At 38.0% G+C, this 19,893-nt stretch carries 17 protein-coding genes; 7 read left to right on the forward strand and 10 right to left on the reverse strand.

Annotated features, from left to right (window positions below; translation table 11 throughout):
- Positions 1-149: 149 nt before the first annotated feature.
- The 3 genes from BUB45_RS07285 to BUB45_RS07295 form a co-directional block, all read right to left on the reverse strand.
- On the reverse strand, positions 150-1,004 hold the full coding sequence (locus BUB45_RS07285) for an ATP-binding cassette domain-containing protein (protein ID WP_073006813.1): 855 nt from the start codon (positions 1,002-1,004) through the stop codon (positions 150-152).
- Complete coding sequence (locus tag BUB45_RS07290) at positions 1,001-1,396, reverse strand: GntR family transcriptional regulator (protein ID WP_073006814.1); 396 nt, start codon at positions 1,394-1,396, stop codon at positions 1,001-1,003. Before BUB45_RS07290 ends, BUB45_RS07285 begins: the two co-directional genes overlap by 4 nt.
- A gap of 61 nt (positions 1,397-1,457) precedes the next feature.
- Positions 1,458-2,162 carry a hypothetical protein gene (locus tag BUB45_RS07295; RefSeq protein WP_073006816.1) on the reverse strand — a complete coding sequence of 235 codons (705 nt, stop codon included), beginning with the start codon at positions 2,160-2,162 and terminating at the stop codon, positions 1,458-1,460.
- Between the two features lie 549 nt (positions 2,163-2,711).
- On the opposite strand from BUB45_RS07295, the gene BUB45_RS07300 reads away from it, so the two are divergent.
- Both BUB45_RS07300 and BUB45_RS19800 read left to right on the forward strand, forming a co-directional pair.
- Complete coding sequence (locus tag BUB45_RS07300; RefSeq protein WP_073006817.1) at positions 2,712-3,218, forward strand: DoxX family protein; 507 nt, start codon at positions 2,712-2,714, stop codon at positions 3,216-3,218.
- 228 nt (positions 3,219-3,446) lie between these two features.
- Positions 3,447-3,584, forward strand: coding sequence for a nucleoside triphosphate pyrophosphohydrolase family protein (locus BUB45_RS19800; protein ID WP_170861725.1), 138 nt, complete (start codon positions 3,447-3,449; stop codon positions 3,582-3,584).
- Here BUB45_RS19800 and BUB45_RS20140 read toward each other — a convergent pair.
- The gene (locus tag BUB45_RS20140; RefSeq protein ID WP_176087306.1) at positions 3,560-3,709 is read right to left on the reverse strand and encodes a hypothetical protein; all 150 of its coding nucleotides are present in this window, start codon (positions 3,707-3,709) and stop codon (positions 3,560-3,562) included. The genes BUB45_RS19800 and BUB45_RS20140 overlap by 25 nt on opposite strands.
- Positions 3,710-3,897: 188 nt before the next feature.
- Between BUB45_RS20140 and BUB45_RS07305 the strand changes: the two genes are divergently transcribed.
- A complete protein-coding gene (locus BUB45_RS07305; RefSeq protein WP_342068343.1) occupies positions 3,898-4,143 on the forward strand; it encodes a nucleoside triphosphate pyrophosphohydrolase in 246 nt (81 codons plus the stop codon).
- 268 nt (positions 4,144-4,411) lie between these two features.
- On the opposite strand, the gene BUB45_RS07310 is transcribed toward BUB45_RS07305, so the two are convergent.
- The gene (locus BUB45_RS07310; protein ID WP_073006819.1) at positions 4,412-4,789 is read right to left on the reverse strand and encodes a PH domain-containing protein; all 378 of its coding nucleotides are present in this window, start codon (positions 4,787-4,789) and stop codon (positions 4,412-4,414) included.
- Positions 4,790-5,005: 216 nt separating this feature from the next.
- On the opposite strand from BUB45_RS07310, the gene BUB45_RS07315 reads away from it, so the two are divergent.
- The gene (locus tag BUB45_RS07315) at positions 5,006-5,608 is read left to right on the forward strand and encodes a superoxide dismutase family protein (protein WP_073006820.1); all 603 of its coding nucleotides are present in this window, start codon (positions 5,006-5,008) and stop codon (positions 5,606-5,608) included.
- A gap of 293 nt (positions 5,609-5,901) precedes the next feature.
- Here the strand turns inward: BUB45_RS07315 and gntK are convergent, their stop codons facing one another.
- Positions 5,902-7,455 (reverse strand): gluconokinase, encoded by a 1,554-nt coding sequence (gene gntK / locus BUB45_RS07320; RefSeq protein WP_073006831.1) that lies wholly within the window; start codon positions 7,453-7,455, stop codon positions 5,902-5,904.
- A gap of 139 nt (positions 7,456-7,594) precedes the next feature.
- Positions 7,595-8,494: a phosphogluconate dehydrogenase (NAD(+)-dependent, decarboxylating) gene (gnd, locus tag BUB45_RS07325; protein ID WP_073006833.1), complete on the reverse strand. Its 900-nt coding sequence runs from the start codon at positions 8,492-8,494 to the stop codon at positions 7,595-7,597.
- Positions 8,495-8,871: 377 nt separating this feature from the next.
- On the opposite strand from gnd, the gene BUB45_RS07330 reads away from it, so the two are divergent.
- Together BUB45_RS07330 and BUB45_RS07335 are read left to right on the forward strand one after the other, a co-directional pair.
- Positions 8,872-9,726, forward strand: coding sequence for a MurR/RpiR family transcriptional regulator (locus tag BUB45_RS07330; protein WP_073006835.1), 855 nt, complete (start codon positions 8,872-8,874; stop codon positions 9,724-9,726).
- A gap of 442 nt (positions 9,727-10,168) precedes the next feature.
- Positions 10,169-11,362, forward strand: a complete 1,194-nt coding sequence (locus BUB45_RS07335) for an MFS transporter (protein ID WP_073006845.1) — start codon at positions 10,169-10,171, stop codon at positions 11,360-11,362.
- Positions 11,363-11,792: 430 nt separating this feature from the next.
- Here BUB45_RS07335 and BUB45_RS07340 read toward each other — a convergent pair whose 3' ends face one another.
- Both BUB45_RS07340 and BUB45_RS07345 read right to left on the reverse strand, forming a co-directional pair.
- The gene (locus BUB45_RS07340) at positions 11,793-13,661 is read right to left on the reverse strand and encodes an FtsX-like permease family protein (RefSeq protein ID WP_073006847.1); all 1,869 of its coding nucleotides are present in this window, start codon (positions 13,659-13,661) and stop codon (positions 11,793-11,795) included.
- An 18-nt stretch (positions 13,662-13,679) separates the two neighbouring features.
- Entirely contained in the window at positions 13,680-14,444 is a 765-nt protein-coding gene (locus BUB45_RS07345; protein ID WP_073006849.1) for an ABC transporter ATP-binding protein, read from the reverse strand.
- A 283-nt stretch (positions 14,445-14,727) separates the two neighbouring features.
- Here BUB45_RS07345 and BUB45_RS07350 point away from each other — a divergent pair, with 283 nt between their 5' ends.
- Positions 14,728-17,892 carry a DEAD/DEAH box helicase gene (locus BUB45_RS07350; RefSeq protein ID WP_073006850.1) on the forward strand — a complete coding sequence of 1,055 codons (3,165 nt, stop codon included), beginning with the start codon at positions 14,728-14,730 and terminating at the stop codon, positions 17,890-17,892.
- A gap of 467 nt (positions 17,893-18,359) precedes the next feature.
- Here BUB45_RS07350 and BUB45_RS07355 read toward each other — a convergent pair whose 3' ends face one another.
- Positions 18,360-19,640 carry a hypothetical protein gene (locus BUB45_RS07355; RefSeq protein WP_073006852.1) on the reverse strand — a complete coding sequence of 427 codons (1,281 nt, stop codon included), beginning with the start codon at positions 19,638-19,640 and terminating at the stop codon, positions 18,360-18,362.
- Between the last annotated feature and the right edge of the window lie 253 nt (positions 19,641-19,893).

The raw sequence follows: 19,893 nt of genomic DNA on the forward strand, positions 1-19,893 counted from the left end.
AGTGTGACGAAATTTTTTATGTCAGTTTGTGCTCTAGGGTGAATTTGATTTACAAGCTGTTTCAATCCTACATCATCTGGCAATTATAGTTTAACTTATGACGTAAACTTATAGGCAAGCACAAAAAATAGAAAGTCTTCGTAGGTGTTTTATCTCCTTTCTATAAGCTGTGTAAGAATTTCTTCCAAATCTAGAGATTCCTGTTGTGTCCAAGTAATTTGCTCTTGTTGTAAGAAAGATTCCGTTTGTTCTGGAGCGTTTGAGACAAGATAGCGTGTTGAGCGACCGATCTCCCCTGGAATACCTTCCTCTGGAAGCTGTTCGCTAATCCAATATCGGCGGTGTCTATGAATCAATGATTCTTTTTCAAATTTGTTCATCAGCTTTCCATTCCTTAATACGACTATATAATCAGAAAGTTTCATAATGTCAGCGGATTGATGACTGGTCATGAAGATAGCGCGGTCTCCTTGCTCCATCCATTCTACTAGTAAATTCATTAGCTTCTGCTTTGCCGGAATATCCAAGAAAGAAGTGGGTTCATCGAGAAGCAACAATGGTGTATTTCTTGGTAAAGCAAGTGCTAGCTGGAGTTTTTGTTGGTTTCCTTGGGATAGTTTTGCAAATCGTTCATCTAATGGAATTTGCAATAAGTCTACTATCTTCTGAAATAGCGCTTCATTCCAATGCGGATATAGAGAGGAAATAAAGTCTTTTAATTTGGTTCCAGTAAAAGGTTCCCATCCAATGACAGTTTGTGCTTGGTACGTAATATGTTGTTTCCAGCTTTCATCCGAACCGTTTGTTTCTATATCCAATAGTTGAATGCTACCTGTATCGCGTTTCACTAAATTCATAATGAGTTTAAACAGTGTGCTTTTTCCAGCCCCGTTCGCTCCGACCATTGTTGTTATCGTTCCAGGTTCTATCGTTAAGTGAATCGGTCCTAGGTGTAAGGTGTCTACGTTTTTTTCTACATCCATTATCTTGAGAAGCGATGTCATGTTTGGTTTCCTCCTTTTTTATGAATGACTTCTAAGCACATTTTTTTTAGTTGTTCGGCTGTATAATCATATTTAAAGGCAATTTCAACAGCTGCTTCCATTGCTTGGTATACTTCAGCAACTTTCATTTGCTGCTTCATATCATGGTCTATGTCAGCAACAAACGTCCCTTTCCCTTGCGTTGTTTGAATAAAGCCTTGATATTCTAAATTTTGATACGCACGACGAATTGTAATAACGCTCGTTTCTAAGTCCTTTGCCAGCGCGCGAATGGATGGAAGTGGCATTCCTTTTGTAAGTTGTCCGCTAGCAATGAGCGTTTTCATTTGGTTTTCGATTTGATGATAAATTGGTTCTCGAGATGTTTTGGAAAGATAAATAGGTAATTCCACAAAACCAGCTCCTTTCTGCTAGCATTAGGGATACATCGTATAGATCTTGTGAAGACCTCTATTAGAAATAATCCCGCTTATTCATAATTTGTTTCATATATAGCTGATGCGCTTTAACAGCTGTAAAGCCAATAATGAGTGACACCACGGAACTGAGTACCGGCCAGTTTTCAGCAATAATGATGGATAATTCCACAACACCATAGTCAAAGATGAGGTGAGATACAGATAATATAAATAGGAAAATGAAAAGCAAAATAAAAGTCATAGCTGCTGTGAACAACCAATTTGCTGGATATACTTCATTGATTGGTGTAAGTGTCCCTATATAAAGATTGACAGATAACCAAATGATTGCAAACGCGATGTAAGCAGGAATGGATAATAATTGAGCAATAGGTGATGCAACATAAAAGATAATTAGAAACGCAATTTGTACTGGAAAAGAGAAACAAAAATGAATAATGAAGCGACTTTTAATGAAGATTTCCTGTTTAATTGGTAATGGTAATTGCATCATCAAAAGAGAATGGACATTGGCTTGTTTTGAATGCCAATAATTTGGATTTCCAACATTAATACCTAAAATAAAGAAAAGAATAAAAAATAAGTCATAAATTATAACGCTATTTTCGAGATAATGCTGAAAATAGGATATGGCATAAGGGAAGAAACCAAGTATGATTAAACAACCAAATGCAATCTTCTTCGTAGAAACACTTAATTCCAACTTAGCAATTTGCCAAGCTTGCTTCCATTTTTGCATATAAACAACCCCCTAAAAACTAAACTGTTATACTGTATATGTTAATATAAACAGTACTGCAGGTCATAAGAGGATGTCAAGGGACTGCGTGAAAGGAAGGTGCAAAATATACGTGATTGTGGATGTGGGATAAATAGGTAAGATAGAAACTTTAGCTTGAACGGAAACTGTAGAGAGGCAAGTTTAGGAAATGAAAAAACGAGCAAATATTGTCAATATGCATTAATTATAAATGGAAGTATACATTCATGGAGCGAATAAAACCCATGAAGATAATACTGTTAATAGCAAAGCGGTCAGAACATAGAAGGTGTGCAGGTAATATACAACTACGATTGGCGAAGGTATCAAAAACTTGGTACACATCGTTTGATAGAATGTGACGAAAAAAAGTCAAGTAATAATGTTTCGTATAAACTAAAATATGACTATATTGTGAAATATTGAACAATAAACCCGTAAATAAAAGCATGTATGGTATACTCTAAATGTAGTAAAGAAATACTACAACAAATTGTGAAATGATGAACAAAAAGGGAGATGGTACACATGATCATGAATTTTATCCGAAGAAGTAGTATAGCCGCAGGTATTTTAGCACTTATTCGTATTTATATTGGTTATGAATGGCTTGTTGCTGGCTATGGTAAAATTACGGGCGGTCAATTTGACGCTTCAGGATATTTGCAAGGGGCAATTGCAAGTGCTGGAGGAGAGCATCCAGCAGTACAAGGCTGGTGGGCAGTATTTTTAGAAAAAGTAGCCTTGCCAAATGCAGACATATTTACTTTCCTCGTTATGTGGGGGGAATTGTTAGTAGGTATCGCACTTATATTAGGCATATTCACCAACTTTTCCGCATTGATGGGTATTACAATGAACTTTGCTTTCTTGTTTAGCGGCACAGTTAGTACGAATGCGCAAATGGTATTACTTACGGTATTCTTGTTAGTTGCTGGTTACAATGCTGGCAGATTTGGTTTAGATAGATGGGTTATTCCATATGTAAAAGGTTTTTTTACTAAAAAAGAAAGAGAAACTCTAAAGGTTGCTTAATGGTACAACAAATCATAACACCATCTTACAGCTAGACGATAGCTGTAAGATGGTGTTTTTTGCACGATAAAACACGGTTGATAGTAAGAGTTAAACGAATGGCTTAGCCATAAATCAGCAAGTTTTCTAAAGTTATTGTTAAAGGGGTCGCCAAAATCGTAGAAGGAAATATTTTACCGTGCTATTCTATATATAAAGCTTTTCTACACAAAGTACGGAGGGGTAAGTATGCCAAAATTTCATAAACTTGTTCGTGATAAAATTCCAGAAATAATTGAAAGTAAGGGGCAAAAGGCAATTACAACAACACTTCATACGGAAGAATACCTGGTTGAAGTGAACTACTCACCACTTAGCTTCGCTTGAAGTGGGAGCTTCTCATTTCCACGACGAAAGCAACCTTTCGTCTCCATGAGCGTTACTTCGGGAAGTTCCTGCCCTAGATGTCCGACGAATCGGAGTTTCTTTCGTACCTTGGATATTTTACGCATGGAAGGATTCGCTTGGTTTTCGCATTATTAGTTTCTCCATGCAACCTCATATATCCAGTTTTCAAAGAACACTTCATGCTCTTATGGTAACATGCGTTCGGTCAATTAGCACGTCTAAAGACGTACTTGACCGAAAGCCAATTCATCTCCACCTTACCGCTGGGATTTCACCCTTCACACGCTTGAAGATGGAGACTTCTTGGCTAAAAACGTTAAAGAAAAAAATGCTAGAAGAATGGGATGAATATTTACAGGCTGCCGATGATGCTTCAGCGCTAGAGGAATTAGCTGATCTGTTAGAAGTCATTCACGCATTAGCAAAAACGCATGGAGCATCGTTACAAACAGTTGAAACTTTACGTAAGGAGAAGTGTGAAGAGAGGGGAGGTTTTGATAGGCGCGTGTTTTTACACTGTAGAAAAGATGATATTTAAAATTTTTAGTTTAAGAATAATCATAACGAACCGATCAGGAATGTGGCGACAGGCTAAGTTTCTCAAAGCATCTTTTATTTCACAATAGTAAGTGGGGGGAGAGTCCCCCACGCTGGAAATGTTTGCGTGATAGGAACTTCCCGACTTAAAGAACGCATTGTGTGATTCGTCAACTCGTATACATTTAGCCGACAATCTCAGCATAAATTTATTTATCTGTAGGAAACATTCATACAGATGGGAGTTTTACGATTTTACTAGATTTGCTTTAGTTACATACATAATTAGCTAAAACGGACTGTACGTTATAAATATTGAGTTGCTTATTGAATGTTTTTTGAATCGGTTCAGAGCTACCAGAAACCCATAGCTTAAGTTCTGCATCTAAATCAAATGTTCCAGCTGTTTCAATGGAGAAGTGCGTAATGTTTTTGTAAGGAATAGAATGGTATTCCATTTTCTTTCCAGTAACGCCTTGCTTATCAAGAAGAATTAGTCGTTTATTGGTAAATAACATCATGTCGCGGATTAGTTTATATGCGTGCTCCACATTCTCTCCTGTAGATAATAGATCACTTATTTCTTCCTCTGCTTTTTTTGTGTCCATTTCCGATGCATTACCCATCATACCATCAAACAATCCCATTTAATATTCCTCCTTGTGAATAAATTAAAAAATCAGATATTAAAGCGTATGTTTAATCCAATGACAACAAAATATATGCATTATTCAAAAGGTGTTTGCATTCAAATTGAACATATATCTACATTGTACATGAGTATTTCCTATAATGGAAGGAAACACACGTTTAAAGATTTCCAGAATCGAGCAAGCTGATAAAAAATGGAAAGGGGTAGAAAGATGAATAAAAAGACCATTTTGATTTTGTTTACCATGATATGTATTATCAGTTTATCAGCTTGTAATACAACAGATGAAGACCAAACAAAAGAAAAACAACAGTCCAACGAATCAGTAGAAACAGCTGGCGATATGGAGGAAGATACTTCAAAGCAAATTTTTGTTTCATTAAAGGATCGCAAACAACGGGAAGTAGCTACAGCAACATTAATGCAGGAAGAAGATGGCGTACGTATTCAATTATCAGGACAAAATTTCATACCTGGAAAGCATGGTTTTCATATCCATGAGACAGGTGCATGCGAAGGACCTGATTTTAGTTCTGCTGGTGGGCATTTCAATCCCACAAACGTGAGTCATGGAAATGTTGAGGATGGTCCGCATGCAGGTGATTTGCCTAACGTTGAAGTGAAGGAAGATGGTACTGTGCAAGCTGACACATTAGCTGAAATGGTTACGCTTGAAAAAGGAAAGCCAAATTCATTACTAAAAGAGGATGGAACAGCCCTTGTCATTCATTCGGATGAAGATGATTACAAGTCACAGCCTGCAGGGAATGCAGGAGAACGCATTGCTTGTGGTGTGATTCAAGAAGGGGAATGAAAAGGACAGGCGAGCGATTATAGCGCGATTATTTTATGGTCTAGGAAATTATAAAAAGATTTTGCAGCTGTGGATAATCTAACTAAGTTATTTAGCCACGTCCGGCGCAAGCGCCCAGCAACTAGGCGACTTCACTCCATTGCCCTACGATTAGTCACCATCGGTTCGCTCTAAATATAGGAAGGCCGACTAAAGACGGGCTTGCCGGAGGGCGCCGGCAAGGGGCATGGTTCCTAAAACTTTCGTTGCTTCGTTCCAGTCGTCACGTTGCTAACCGTGGACAATACAAGTCTTTATTCTGCATTGTTTACATGCTTGCGTTGGAAATTCGCAATATTTTCATACTCTGCTTTCAAAACTTGAGGTAGACGGGTGAAAAGCGGAAGTAGCTCTTCGTAAACAGCACTTGCAGCTTCATTTGGTTGATGGGTATGTGTAGCGCCAATCATTTCGGAAACAACTGAAAAGTCATTAATCTCACCTGTAGCGTACATGCCTAATACGATTGCGCCGAGGCAAGAACTTTCATAGCTTTCTGGTACGACAACAGGTTTATGGAAGACATCGGCCATTAGTTGACGCCACATGGCTGATCGAGCAAAGCCACCCGTCGCTTGGATTTGTTTTGGCTCTCCTGTCAATGCAGTGACTGCAAGTAAAACGGTACGTAAGTTAAACATAACACCCTCTAGTACGGCGCGTACCATATGTTGCTTTTGATGATGAATGCTTAACCCGAAGAAAGAAGCACGTGCATTAGCATCCCAAAGTGGTGCACGTTCTCCCGTCATAAATGGGTGAAATAAAAGCCCGTCAGAACCTGGTGCTACACCTTCTGCCATTTTCGTTAGTACATCATAGGGGTCCATACCTAATCGTTTGGCTGTTTCTACTTCAGAAGCTGCAAGTTCATCTCGTACCCAACGTAGAATCATTCCGCCATTATTAACGGGTCCGCCAACAACCCAATGCTTTTCTGTTAATGCATAGCAAAAAGTTCTACCCAATGGATCTGTTTTTGGTTTGTCGGTGACTGTACGTATCGCACCGCTTGTTCCAATCGTAACCGCAGTAACGCCAGATTCAATTGCGTTGACACCGAGATTGGAAAGCACACCATCACTTGCTCCGATGAGAAACGGCGTGTTTACGTCTATTCCCATTTCTTTACAAATAACTTCGTCTACACCAGTAAATGTCTTGGTAGTAGGCACGAGGGTGGACAGGTTTTCTGGGGTTATCCCTGCTACTTGTAATGCTTCCTCATCCCAATCTAATGCTTCTAGGTTCAATAAACCGGTTGCCGAAGCAATGGAGTAGTCAATTACATAGGAATGGAATAAACGAGAAAATATATATTCTTTAATCGAGATGAATTTATGCGCTCGTTGGAACAGTGCTGGTTCTTCTGTTCGTAACCATAATAGTTTGGCTAACGGCGACATGGGATGTACCGGCGTTCCTGTTCTTAAATAGATTTCATGCCCGTTTTTCTTATCGTTTATCTCTTTAGCATATGGAGCACTTCTTGTGTCCGCCCAAGTAATGCTATTTGTTAATAAATTTCCTACCTCATCTACAGCTATCAAACTATGCATGGCAGAACTAAAAGCGACAAATTTTAAAGCTTTTGGGTGAATCTTACTTGTTTGCATGGCTTCTTTAATTGTTGTTACCACAGCTTGGAAAATCTCGTTAGGGTCTTGTTCGGCTACTAAAGGATTTGGTGTATGTAACGGGTAATGTACGGCACTTTTGCTAATTGCTTTTCCATTCTTTGTAAACAAAACCGCTTTTGTACTTGTAGTTCCAATATCGACGCCTAAATAATAAGCTGATGCAGTCATCCTTATTCCTCCTTGCACTACGTATACCTTTATTTTACCAGATGTATGGTGGAAATCATGTATTTGTAAGATCTTACTCGTTTATTGTATATGCAAAAAAGGGAAGCTTGGTTTTACGGTTTATGCTTCCCTACGTAAACTAGTCGTTTTTAATCACATCGTGACCGCCAAATTCATTCCGTAGTGCTGCTACCACTTTGCCTGTAAACGTATCATCTTCAAGAGATCGATAACGCATCATTAAGGAAAGCGCAATAACTGGTGCCGCTACTTGGTAATCTAGAGCTGTTTCCACCGTCCATTTTCCTTCACCGGAAGATTGCATAATACCACGTATTTGATCCAATTGAGCATCTTTGGAGAATGCTTGTTGTGTTAGTTCCATTAACCAAGAACGAATGACCGAACCATGGTTAAATACCTTAGCCACTTTTTCGTAGTCATAGTCAAATTCACTTTTATGAAGAATATCAAATCCTTCTGCGATGGCTTGCATCATACCATATTCCATTCCATTGTGAACCATTTTTAAGAAATGACCACTGCCTGCTTCCCCAGTGTATAAGTAGCCGTTTTCTGTGGAAATATCTTTAAATAGTGGTTCAATTTGTTTAAATGCTTCAGCATCTCCACCTATCATCGTACAAGCGCCGTTTCTAGCGCCATCTGTTCCTCCACTCGTACCGCAATCAAAGAAGAAGATACCTTTATCGTCTAACATTTCTTTGCGTTTACATGTATCTTTATAGTTGGAGTTACCGCCATCAATTAAAATATCACCCGTATCAAGTAATGTTGTCATTTTTTGTACGACATTTTCTGTCACTTCTCCAGCTGGAACCATTAACCATATAATACGCGGACTAGGTAATTGTTCTACAAGATGTTCGATGGAGGATGTAGCTTCGTAATTTGCATGTGTGATGGAAGTTCTTTGTGCTTCGTTCGTGTCAAAGCCAAGTACATTATGTTGATGGTCGAGTAAATTAAGTGCTAAATTATATCCCATTTTTCCTAAGCCAATCATACCAATATTCATTTCCGTCACCTCGAGTTGAATTAATATCATTTTGTTAAATTTTGAACATAATAATTATTGCTTGATGGGAAAGTATAAAAATCACACGATAAAATATGCACGTTCGTCTTTATAGTATAAAAGGCCACCACGGCTTGCATGAGGGAGTCCATATACAAATTTGCAAGCACGTTTTTGCTATGAAGACAACGTTCTCCCATAAGATTTGCCGATAAACCAAGTTTTTTAGCAGTAAATAATTCATCGACTTGCATTCATTATATCAAATTTTTTTTCGTATACAACAATTATCGCGGAATTTTTTTTCGTGTATAATAGTTTAAGAAAACGAAATAGTATAAAAATCTTGCTGTGAAATAATAAAAGGAGAACAAAATATGGATCAAGTCAATCAACACGGTTTAGCGCGTATTCGTAGCAATTATAGCCGGTTAAGTGAGAAAGAGAAGAAAATAGCTGATTATATTTTGCAACATCCGAAAGCAATTATTCATCATACTATTAATCAAATTGCAGATGAATTGGAGGTTGCGGATTCAACGGTGTTTCGTTTTTGTCAGCGCGTGGGTTTTAAAGGGTACCAAGCTTTAAAAATTGCACTTGCTGCTGAAATGGCGACACCCGTCACAGATATTCACGAAAAAATCCGAGCTGGCGATGACGTAGGAACGGTTAGTGAAAAAGTTTTTCGTTCAAATATGAATACACTAGAGGATACGTTAAAAGTAATGGATCAAAAAGCCTTATATGATGCTGTTGCAGCATTAATTGTAGCTGAAAAAGTAGAGTTTTTTGGGATAGGTGGGTCAGCCATTGTATCCATCGACGCTTATCATAAATTTCTTCGTAGCGGCATGCAAGTGCACGCAAATTTGGATGCGCATATGCAGCTAATGGCAGCATCACAATTAAGTGCTAAAGATGTGGCTGTTATTATTTCCCACTCTGGTTCTACCAAAGATATTATGGATATACTACATGTTTTAAGGGATAAAAATGTCACGATTATTGCAATAACAAACTTTGCTAAATCCACATTGAGCAAGCAAGCAGATATTTTACTTTATACCGTCTCAGATGAGACAGAATTTCGACCTGAAGCATTATCGTCACGAATCGCAGAGCTGACAATAATTGACGCATTATATACAAATGTAATGCTTGCCAAAGGAGAATCCGCTCAACAGGCACTACAAGATATGCGAAAGGCAATTGCTTTAAAACGTTTATAAGATGATGTGCGTTTCCTGATGTGAGTGACTTTAGGAAGATAGCAGGCGAATTTTTAGCAGGTATAAGCGGGAATTTGACAAGATGGAGCGAAATTCAGGTAGAGGCGAGCGAATTTCGGAGGAGAGTGAGCGACTTTTCGAGTAAGATGAGGGATCTTCGGAAGAAAGCGCGCGAAATTATAGTAGGTATGAGCGGAATTTGGAAGAGGGTGAGCGAATTTCCAAGGAGAATGAGCGAAACCACCAGCACAATGTCACTCTATTGCTGATTTTATGGCGTATATAAGCGAGATGCATTGATACAAAAGCGATCAGTTCTAGGTGAAAAGTAACTGGATAAAAACTTTCTAAGCGGAATAGATTGCTTTCTTTCTTTACTTCTGTATAATATATTTCGAGTATCGAAGAAAAAGGTCGGACAGCTTAGAAAGGAGAGCGATGTATGCCAGCACAACCTATGGCAGAGAAAAAACAAGAAAAAATATGGACACGTGACTTTATCCTTATCTGTCTCGCTAATTTTTGTATATTTTTAGGATTTCAGATGACGCTACCTACGTTACCTTTATTTGTAAAAGAACTTGGTGGTAGTGATCAATTGATCGGTATTATTGTTGGAATATTTACATTTTCAGCATTGGTAATGCGACCCTATGCAGGGCATGCATTGGAGTCAAAAGGTAGACAATTTGTATATATGTTCGGATTACTTATCTTTGTTGTATCTGTTGGTTCGTTTGCGCTCGTTTCCAGTATTGCCCTACTACTATTACTCCGCATCGTACAAGGGGTAGGATGGGGCTTTTCAACGACAGCTACTGGAACCATTGCAACAGATCTAATACCTCCCTCGCGTCGTGGAGAAGGGATGGGCTATTTCGGATTAGCTGGTAATTTAGCATTAGCTTTTGGCCCATCTTTAGGTCTAGCGCTTGTTGGTCAAATTAGCTTTTCTAGCTTTTTTCTCATATGTGCTTCCGCTGGACTTGTTGCATTAGTTCTATCTAGTAAAATTAAATATAAAAAAGTAGAGCAATCCCACCATAAAACAGTAGCTTTGAAGTTTGATATTTTTGAGAAAACGGCTATTCATCCGTCGTTATTACTGTTTTTTGTAACATTTACGTTTGGAGGAATTGCAACCTTCCTTCCTTTACATGCTGCAGAACAGGAAGTTGCTGGGATTGAAGGCTATTTTTTAATGTATGCTGTTTTCCTCATGATTTCCCGTACATTTGCCGGGAAAATTTATGATCAGAAAGGGCATTTATTTGTTTTTCTCCCTGGGACAGTGCTTATTTTTGGTGCTATGCTATTATTGGCTTGGCTTCCTAATACAACGATGATGCTTATTGCAGCTAGTTTATATGGGCTTGGCTTCGGAATGATTCAACCTGCCTTACAAGCATGGGCGGTTGAAAAAGCTCCCGGAAATCGAAAAGGAATGGCGAATGCCACGTTTTTCTCCTTTTTTGATTTAGGTGTTGGTATGGGAGCCATTATCTTCGGGCAAATCGCCTTCTTATTTAACTATGGTGTTATTTATGTTGTAGCTGCAGGATCGGTATTACTATCCATGTTATTGTATTTGTATCTCGTATTCATTGCTGTACGTCGTAAGGAAGATGTGCGTTAGGCAAATCTAATCCCCATACGATCAGGACCTTTAGCTCATACCTTTCGTGTATGAAACGATTTGTTTGGACTAAATTCCCACGGATGGATTTTTTTCAACTTCATCATCCTATCTCAAAAAGGAACCAAGCTGGTTTGAGGCTGGGTTCCTTATTAAATTGGTCTAGGAAATTATAAAATTTAGCAGCTGTGCATAAACTTACTAAGTTATTTAACCACGTCCGGCCCAAGCGCCAGCAACTAGGCGACTTCATTCCATTGCCCTACGCTAAGTCATCATCGGTTCGTGCTAAATAGGAGGGACGGCTACAGACGGACTTGCCGAAGGGCGCCGGCATACTCCTATTGCAGGAGCATGATTCCTAAAACTTCAGTAGATTCGTTCCACTCGCTGCGTTGCTACCCGGGCGCCCCGAGCCTTTGTTCTTCATTTAATGATGTTTTGGTAAAACAATCCGTTTATATAATTGGACTGTAATCACGTAATATAAACCATAGATAACTAAGAAAATACTAATTGGTAGCCATACTTTTGTATATGGCTCTACTAAGATAAAAGAGAACATTTGCATACCGATTAAGACATGAACAAGCCCAATAATGGCTGGGAACAAAAATAGTAGAAATAATTCTCGATAAATGGATCGTTGTAATAATGACTGACGTACACCAATTTTACGTAACATGTGATAGCGCTCGATATCTGCTCCGGCACTTGATAGCAGTTTAAACATAAGCACACTCGCCATCATCATTAAAAAGGCAATTCCGAGGAAAATTCCCATAAAGACGGTGCCGCTGGAAAAACTTTTTAAACTAACGTAATTATTATATTTTCCACCCACATTATCCACAGGTTTACCTACGTAACTTTCTGCTACTTCTTGTTGTCTTTCTTCCAGTTGCTTGAATGAAGACACATGCTTGGAAAAGTCGTCTGTTTTCGTTACTATGACCTGTTTTTCTTTTGCATCTACGTTCTCATAATGACTTTGATCAACGACATAAACCGTTCTCTCGCCAAACATCGTATAGCTTGCATTTAATTCTAGAGAGATAGCGTTCAACCATTTATCTGGAAGTTCTTCCCCTTCTGTGCCATCCATTGTATACAGAGAAGCAGGTAGTTTTTCTTCCACGCGTTTTATTTGAATATCAGATATAGCTTCCATTGATCTATCGAAATGAGGAACTAGAGGTGGTTTCTCTAACAGACTGTCTTTAAGAAAGAACACCCCGTCATTCGTCAATTTATACTCGTACGTATTTTTTTCACTGACGTCCATGGCCTCGATGGTGTCTATATCTTCCTTGGTTGGTTCATAGATTGCTGCATCATTTGCTTGAAAGCTAGAGGCTTGAAGTTCTATATTATGATAGAACGAAAGTCCAGCTGTCATCGCACCTAAACCAAGTGCAATTAACATGGCTACTGTTCCTAACACTTTGGTTAAGTTAAGCATTCGAAATCGTAATTGCCCTAGTGTAAATGAGTTAATGCCTGTTTCATTTAACATGCGGTTTTGTTTTAATTTTTTCACAAAGTATGGCAAAAACGAAATAAAGATGAAGTATGTCCCTGGCACGATCGTGATGGTAGCTAGGATAACTCCGAAATGTTGAAATTTAGCAATATGAATCATGGTGTAGTAGCCAATCACCATTAAAATAATCGAAACTAACACACCAAAAAAAGTTTTCAAACCGCTTGTTTTAATAACGTCTTCTTGTTTGTTCGCTTGTAATAAATCAAGCACCTTTTTCTTGCCAATTTGCCAAGCATTGACAATGGATGTTAATAAAAACAAAATGATATAAAAGATAACAGTTGTAATGATCGAAGAAGTATAAATCGCTTTAAACCCCGTGGCTTCTGCTGAGAAATCAAGCATATCCATAAGTACATCAGCAATAACTGCTGTTAACCCCATGCCGATGATGATACCAATGACTAACGAAACGATTCCGATAAACAGCGTCTCCATAAACATGAGTTGCGTAATTTTACTTTTCTTTGCCCCTAATGTTAGATACATCGCCATTTCCTTTTGTCGCAATGTTTGAATAAACGAGGTGGCATAAAAAATATAAAAAATCGTAATAAACCCAAGAATAAATGTTCCAACATGGAATACAAACATGGTTGCACTAATCATTTTATTTGCTTCCACAAAAGCTTCATTTTGAGCTAATGTTTGAAACATATAAAAAATCGCAATGGAAATCGTTAATCCAAATAATAATACTAAATAGTCTTTAAACATTTTTCGCATACTGGATAGAGATAATTTAACTAACATGAGATCATCTTCTTTCTATTACCATTCATTTGGTTTGTTAATTTCAGAAAGGACATCAAGAATAGCTTGATGGAATTCATTCCGTTTATGAGTACGATGTATTTCTTTATATAGCTGACCATCTTGAATGAATAAGATACGCTGACAATAACTTGCGCTTAAAGGATCATGCGTTACGAGCATAATGGATGTACCGAGATTTTCATTCATATGAACGAATGTTTCCATTAAGCTTTTTGCGTTTTTCGAATCCAATGCGCCCGTAGGCTCGTCTGCAAGAATGAGGGCAGGTTCATGTACAAGCGCGCGAGCTGCCGCGACCCTTTGCTTTTGCCCTCCGGATATGGTTACAGGATATTTCGGGAGAATTTCCTCAATCCCGAGATTTTTTGCCACTTTTAGTACGCTTGGTTTAATGTTTTTCACCGCAACTCCTTGTAAAGATAAAGGTAAAGCAATATTTTCATAAACAGTCAGATTTTCTAATAGATTAAAATCCTGAAAAATAAAGCCAAGCTGTTGCGAACGAAAATCGGCTAATTGATTCTGTTTCATATTCGTAATATCTGTTCCGGCAATTTTTACAGAGCCACTAGATGCTTGATCCAAAGTAGAGATTACGTTTAACAGTGTCGTTTTTCCGGCGCCAGAAGCCCCCATAATACCAACAAATTCACCCTGTTTCATGGCAAATGAAATATTCTTTAAGGCGTGATATTGTGTTTCTTTCCTTTTTCCATATACTTTATTTAAATGGTTTACTTGTAAGACAGATTGTGCCATCGTTCTACCTCCAACAATATATTTTCTATCATTAGCTTACCGTTGAATGGAAAATATAGGTATCGAACTTCCTTTCAACCAGCTTACATTTTTGTAAGTAAAGCTTCATAAAGAAGGAAGATTATTTTAAAAACAGGGTGAATTTGTTTATACTATAGGAAAGTATAAGGTTTTGTGGATTATAGGATAAGAAAAACGAAGGCTTCCGTTAGGAAACTTGGCAGCAAGCCAAGTTTTTCTAACAATAGAAACATAAGAATTGGCAAAGGAAGGTATCTTTATTTTGAAAACAATTCGTGATATTAATGTGGAAAGCTTATTTCCATCCGCCATATATAAACGAGGTTTGAAATATTACAAGCTAGGCCGTGTCAGTGATCCATTATTTGATAGGAATCATCAAGAATGGTCAGCGATCGTAGAAGGCACGGAGAAATATGCCGTTGAAATTCACGCGAAAAATTTTGCCAACGGCTCAATAGGTACGTATTGTAATTGTCCCGCATTTGATACGTATGGTACGTGTAAGCATATCGCTGCGGTATTAATTAAAATTGTTAATCAAAAGCATGATCCTGCAGATCAATTTTCAGCCTATAACTATCGTTTAACGCAAAACTTTATGGCTGCATTAAATAGTCTTCCGCCAACAGAGCAAATGAAAGCACCCGCACCGAGTCAAGTTGAACTCAAAGTGGAGTATATTTGCAAATTAGATAATCAGGACCAATTGCAATTGGAATTGAAAATTGGTGAAAAACGGTGTTATATCATCAAAGATGCTGCTTCTATGTTAGAACATATTATGGAAAAAAGGGAATACCCACTAACGAAGCGTTTTTCTTATGTTCCGGAACTGCATTGTTTTGCCCAAGCAGATATGGATATTCTTGTTCAGTTACATGCTATTTTGCAGAATGAGCGTATTTACCGTACGGATGATCGTTTTTTCTATAAAGATAGCAAACGGTATATCATTATCCCTCCACTAGAGGCGAAAATGTTGCTGGAGAAACTCGTATCACGATCTTTCTTTGTAGAGACGATGAAGGAAACGTACTCCACTGTAACTGTGGAAAAAGAGGTCATGCCGTTTGACTTTTCTTTGTCAGCGCATAATCGAGATGAATTATTATTGAAAATGGACCCACTACATGATGTATTCTTTCTTCCTTACTATGATCTGTTGTTTGCCGATGGCGTATTTTATATCCCTAGTGAATATCAAGCCCCTATCATGAATCAGCTTCAGCGCTTTCAAAATCATCATTGGCGGTTACCTGTTGCCAAAAATCAAGCGGATGAATTTGTGTCTACGGTTATTCCATCGTTGCAAAAGGTAGGTAACGTTTCGATAGCGGAGAATGTTGCTAAAGACATTGTACAATATCCACTGGAAGCAAAGCTCTATTTAGAAGTGAAGGAAGCTTTTATAGCCGGGAAATTGGAATACCATTATGGGTCTGAACAAATAGATCCCTTTGGCAAACGGGAAGCGAATGAAGTTATTATTATTCGTGATGTGGAAAAAGAACAGCAAATTATGCAACTCATTGAATATGCAGATTTTCACTATAACGGTAAAGAACTTTATATTCCTATAAATGATGAAGAAGCGATGTATGATTTCATTTATTATACCATTCCAAAGTTAGATGAGTATGTAGAATTGTTTTTAACATCGGATATTCGTAACTTGATCGTAGAACAGGAGCCTACAGCCTATGCGAATGTAGAAGTAGATCATGCTTCCAACTTATTAGATATTGGGTTTGATATTGAAGGTGTTGAAGAGTCGGAAATTAAGCAGATTCTATCCGCTGTTGTCGAAAAGAAACGGTATTACCGTCTAGATAGTGGAGCATTGGTCTCTTTGGAGAATGATACATTTTTATCTGTGCAACAGTTTTTTGAGGATATGGATATCGATAAAGCTGCTATCAAAGATGGAAATATGCAAGTACCCGTCTATCGTGGCGTACAAATTGATGAGCTTTTACAAACCGATAAAAATTATGATCGCTCATTCCGCAAGCTGTTGCATCATTTAAAATCACCGGAAGAGCAAGTGTATCCACTTCCCGATAAGCTTCAAGCAGAGCTGAGAAATTATCAAGAGGCTGGTTACCAATGGTTTAAGTCGTTAAGTGAATATCATCTAGGGGGAATCTTAGCAGATGATATGGGACTGGGAAAGACGCTACAAAGTATTGCATACATTGCATCAGAGCCAAGCAAACAGCCGCATCTAATTATTGCTCCATCTTCTGTCGTATATAACTGGAAAAATGAATTTGCTAAATTTGCTCCTGACTTGCAGGTGGCTATTTTAACAGGTACACCACAAGAACGGAAACAGAAGTTTGCTGATTCAAAGCAGATGGACGTTTGGATTACGTCTTATGCTACAGCTCGGCAGGATGTAGAGCTGTATAAAGAAATCCGTTTTCAAACACTCATTCTTGATGAAGCACAATATATTAAAAACTACGCAACAAAAACATCCAAGGCAATTCGCAGCCTGCAAGCAGGACGTCGTTTTGCGTTAAGTGGTACACCAATTGAAAATTCTATTGATGAATTATGGGCTATATTTCAAGTGATTCTACCGGGCTTAATGCCAAATCATAAAACGTTTAAACAGCTCCCTTATGAGAAAATCGCGCTAATGACAAGACCGTTTATTTTACGACGGTTGAAGGGGGATGTTCTGCATGAACTCCCGGAAAAAATTGAAACAGTGCATAGCTCGGAATTGACAAAGCAGCAAAAGGATTTATATATTGGCTACCATCGTCAGTTGCAACAAGAAGCGGTGCAATCCATGAGTGAAAATGGCTTTCAAAAAAGTCGGATGAAAATTTTAGCTGGTCTTACGCGCTTACGACAGATTTGCTGTCATCCATCGTTGTTTATTGAAAATTATGAAGGAGACTCAGGCAAGCTAGAGCAGTTAATGGAAACGGTCCGGAATGCAAAGGAAAGCGGCAAACGGATGTTGATCTTCTCTCAGTTTACATCCATGCATGAGATTATTAAGGATGAGTTAGAGAAAGAGCAAATTGGCTATTTTTATTTACATGGACAAACACCGTCACAGGAAAGAGTAGAAATGAGTGAACGGTTTAATAATGGGGAAAACGATGTGTTTTTAATTTCCTTAAAAGCTGGCGGTACTGGTTTGAATTTAACCGGTGCAGATACGGTTATTTTGTATGATTTATGGTGGAATCCGGCAGTAGAGGATCAGGCTACTGGTCGGGCGCATCGTTTTGGGCAAAAAAATGTCGTGCAGGTGATTCGTTTAATTACGGAAGGAACCATTGAAGAGAAAATATATGAGTTACAGCAGAAAAAACGCGAATTAATTGATCAAGTCATTCAGCCAGGTGATGCCATGTTCTCTAGCTTAAATGAAGATGATGTTCGTGATCTTTTAAATATATAATCTGGTAGAGAAGATAATCTCTCTAGAAAGAAAGGTTAGAAAAACTTGGCTTGTTTGCAGAGCCAAGTTTTTCTTAAATGAATAAGAAAGCATAAAACTTGATGCTTGGGATCCGTCCGGCTCCAGCGCCCAGCAATTAGGCGACTTGACTCCATTGCCCTAAGCTAAGTCATCATCGGTTCGTACGAAATAGAAAGGCCGACTAAAGACGGGCTTGCCGGAGGGCGCCGGCATACTCCTGTTGCAGGAGTATGCTCCCTAAAGTTTTCGTTAATTCGTTCCACTCGCTACGTTGCTAAATGGGCGCCCCGAGCGTTTGTTTTAGGGTAGATCATCATGTCAAAAATGGCACATCACATAAGAGCATTTTTACTATCGGTGGATGTCGTTTGTTTAAACTTTCCCATTATCACGCACCCAAAAGGAAGCGCTAGATGCATCAATTTTTGGGTGCATTCCTTATTCGTTTATATGTTCAAATTGAAAAGTTTTCTTGGTCTCCCTCTTACATACGGTTTTTCCTCTCCAGCTACTTTGATCACTTTGCCTGATAAAAGTTTATTAATTGTACGCTCAGCACTTCGTTTCGTAACTTGATAATGCGAAGCGAAATCATTGGAAGAGAACGGTTCGTTATTGCGTAATGTTATGAATTGGATGAAATTATAAGAAATTTCATTGTTTAATCGCGCTTTATGAATCAGTGCTTGATATAGTTTTGATGTATCAAATGTTTTCGTCTCACCTATAGGGCCAATCATCACTTTGTTTTCATTTACTAAAAAACATTTACTCTCCTGTGTATCCAAACAAGCTTCTAAAGCTGCTTTTGCATTCTCCTTTGCGGTGTTTGCTGTCAGCCCGATACCAAACGCAATAGCGACAGGGAGTTGTGACCGTCGTTCAATGACATGGAGTAAAGGAAAGTCACGGTAATGCTGTCTTATGTACGCTAGCAAAGCATTTGTTCCGAATAACATCATATGATTATGTTTATTTGTAATGACACATGCATGATTTTCTTGGGCAAATTCATGAATAATTTTTTTTAATTGTTCGTTACTGTCAAAGGATTGTACTTTGGCTTCTTTTGACTTTAACTGAATATACCCTATGACAACTTGGGTCGTATTCGCTTGATAATCTTGAAGTTTTACTACTTGTTTTACTTCCTCCATAGCCATTTCCATATTTAATGTAGGTGTGTGCATCTTTTGAACAGGGATATTTTTTTGTTTTAACGTATCTTTTACTTCTTCAAATGATGTCACGACATAATCTATTTTTCCCTCTTCCCATAGCTTCTCGTGATAATCAATAATGGGTTGCAAATGATGTAACATGGATTCCTTCGTTTGTAATAAATAGATATCATTGTCTTGCAAATGTAATTCTGAAAACACTTTATAGACGGGTTTATCATTGCAAACATCTATAGAAATGCGCTTCCAAACTTGTTCGTTATTCTTTTTCAACAAACATAATGTTGTTAAGAGCATGTATTCATCTAGAGGAAGATGGATACAAGGAGGTTCCTTCTTTTCAACTTTACTTTTTACATACAAATAGGAAACTTGTTCCGTGAAAAAGAAAATATCACAAACATACGCCTTTTCAACTAAGTGGATCATTTCTTTCAAACTGACATAAGGAAAGAACATAAAATCAAGTTCTTTATCGACAGGTACTACCTTTTTAACTCGGTCTAGCATTGCTCTTGGGCTAAATACCGCTATTTTCATCTTCATTCTTATCGCTCCTGTTTCCGTTATAATCATCCTAATCATAGGTGTGGAACTAATTTACGCTAGTGTATTAAAGTGAATGGGTGAGGAGTTCTTATGAGCTAGTCAAAGATGGATGTGTGTTGTAAAAATAATAGGTAATAGTCATATGGTATTGAATTTTCTAATAATTGTCAAGAAAATTCCCTAAATAAAATGGAATATTTTTGGAATTACCATATTTCGTGTAGGGGATTAGCTGATATATCTATGTTTA

This window comes from Virgibacillus chiguensis (assembly GCF_900129865.1).
GTDB lineage: Bacteria > Bacillota > Bacilli > Bacillales > Amphibacillaceae > Virgibacillus > Virgibacillus chiguensis.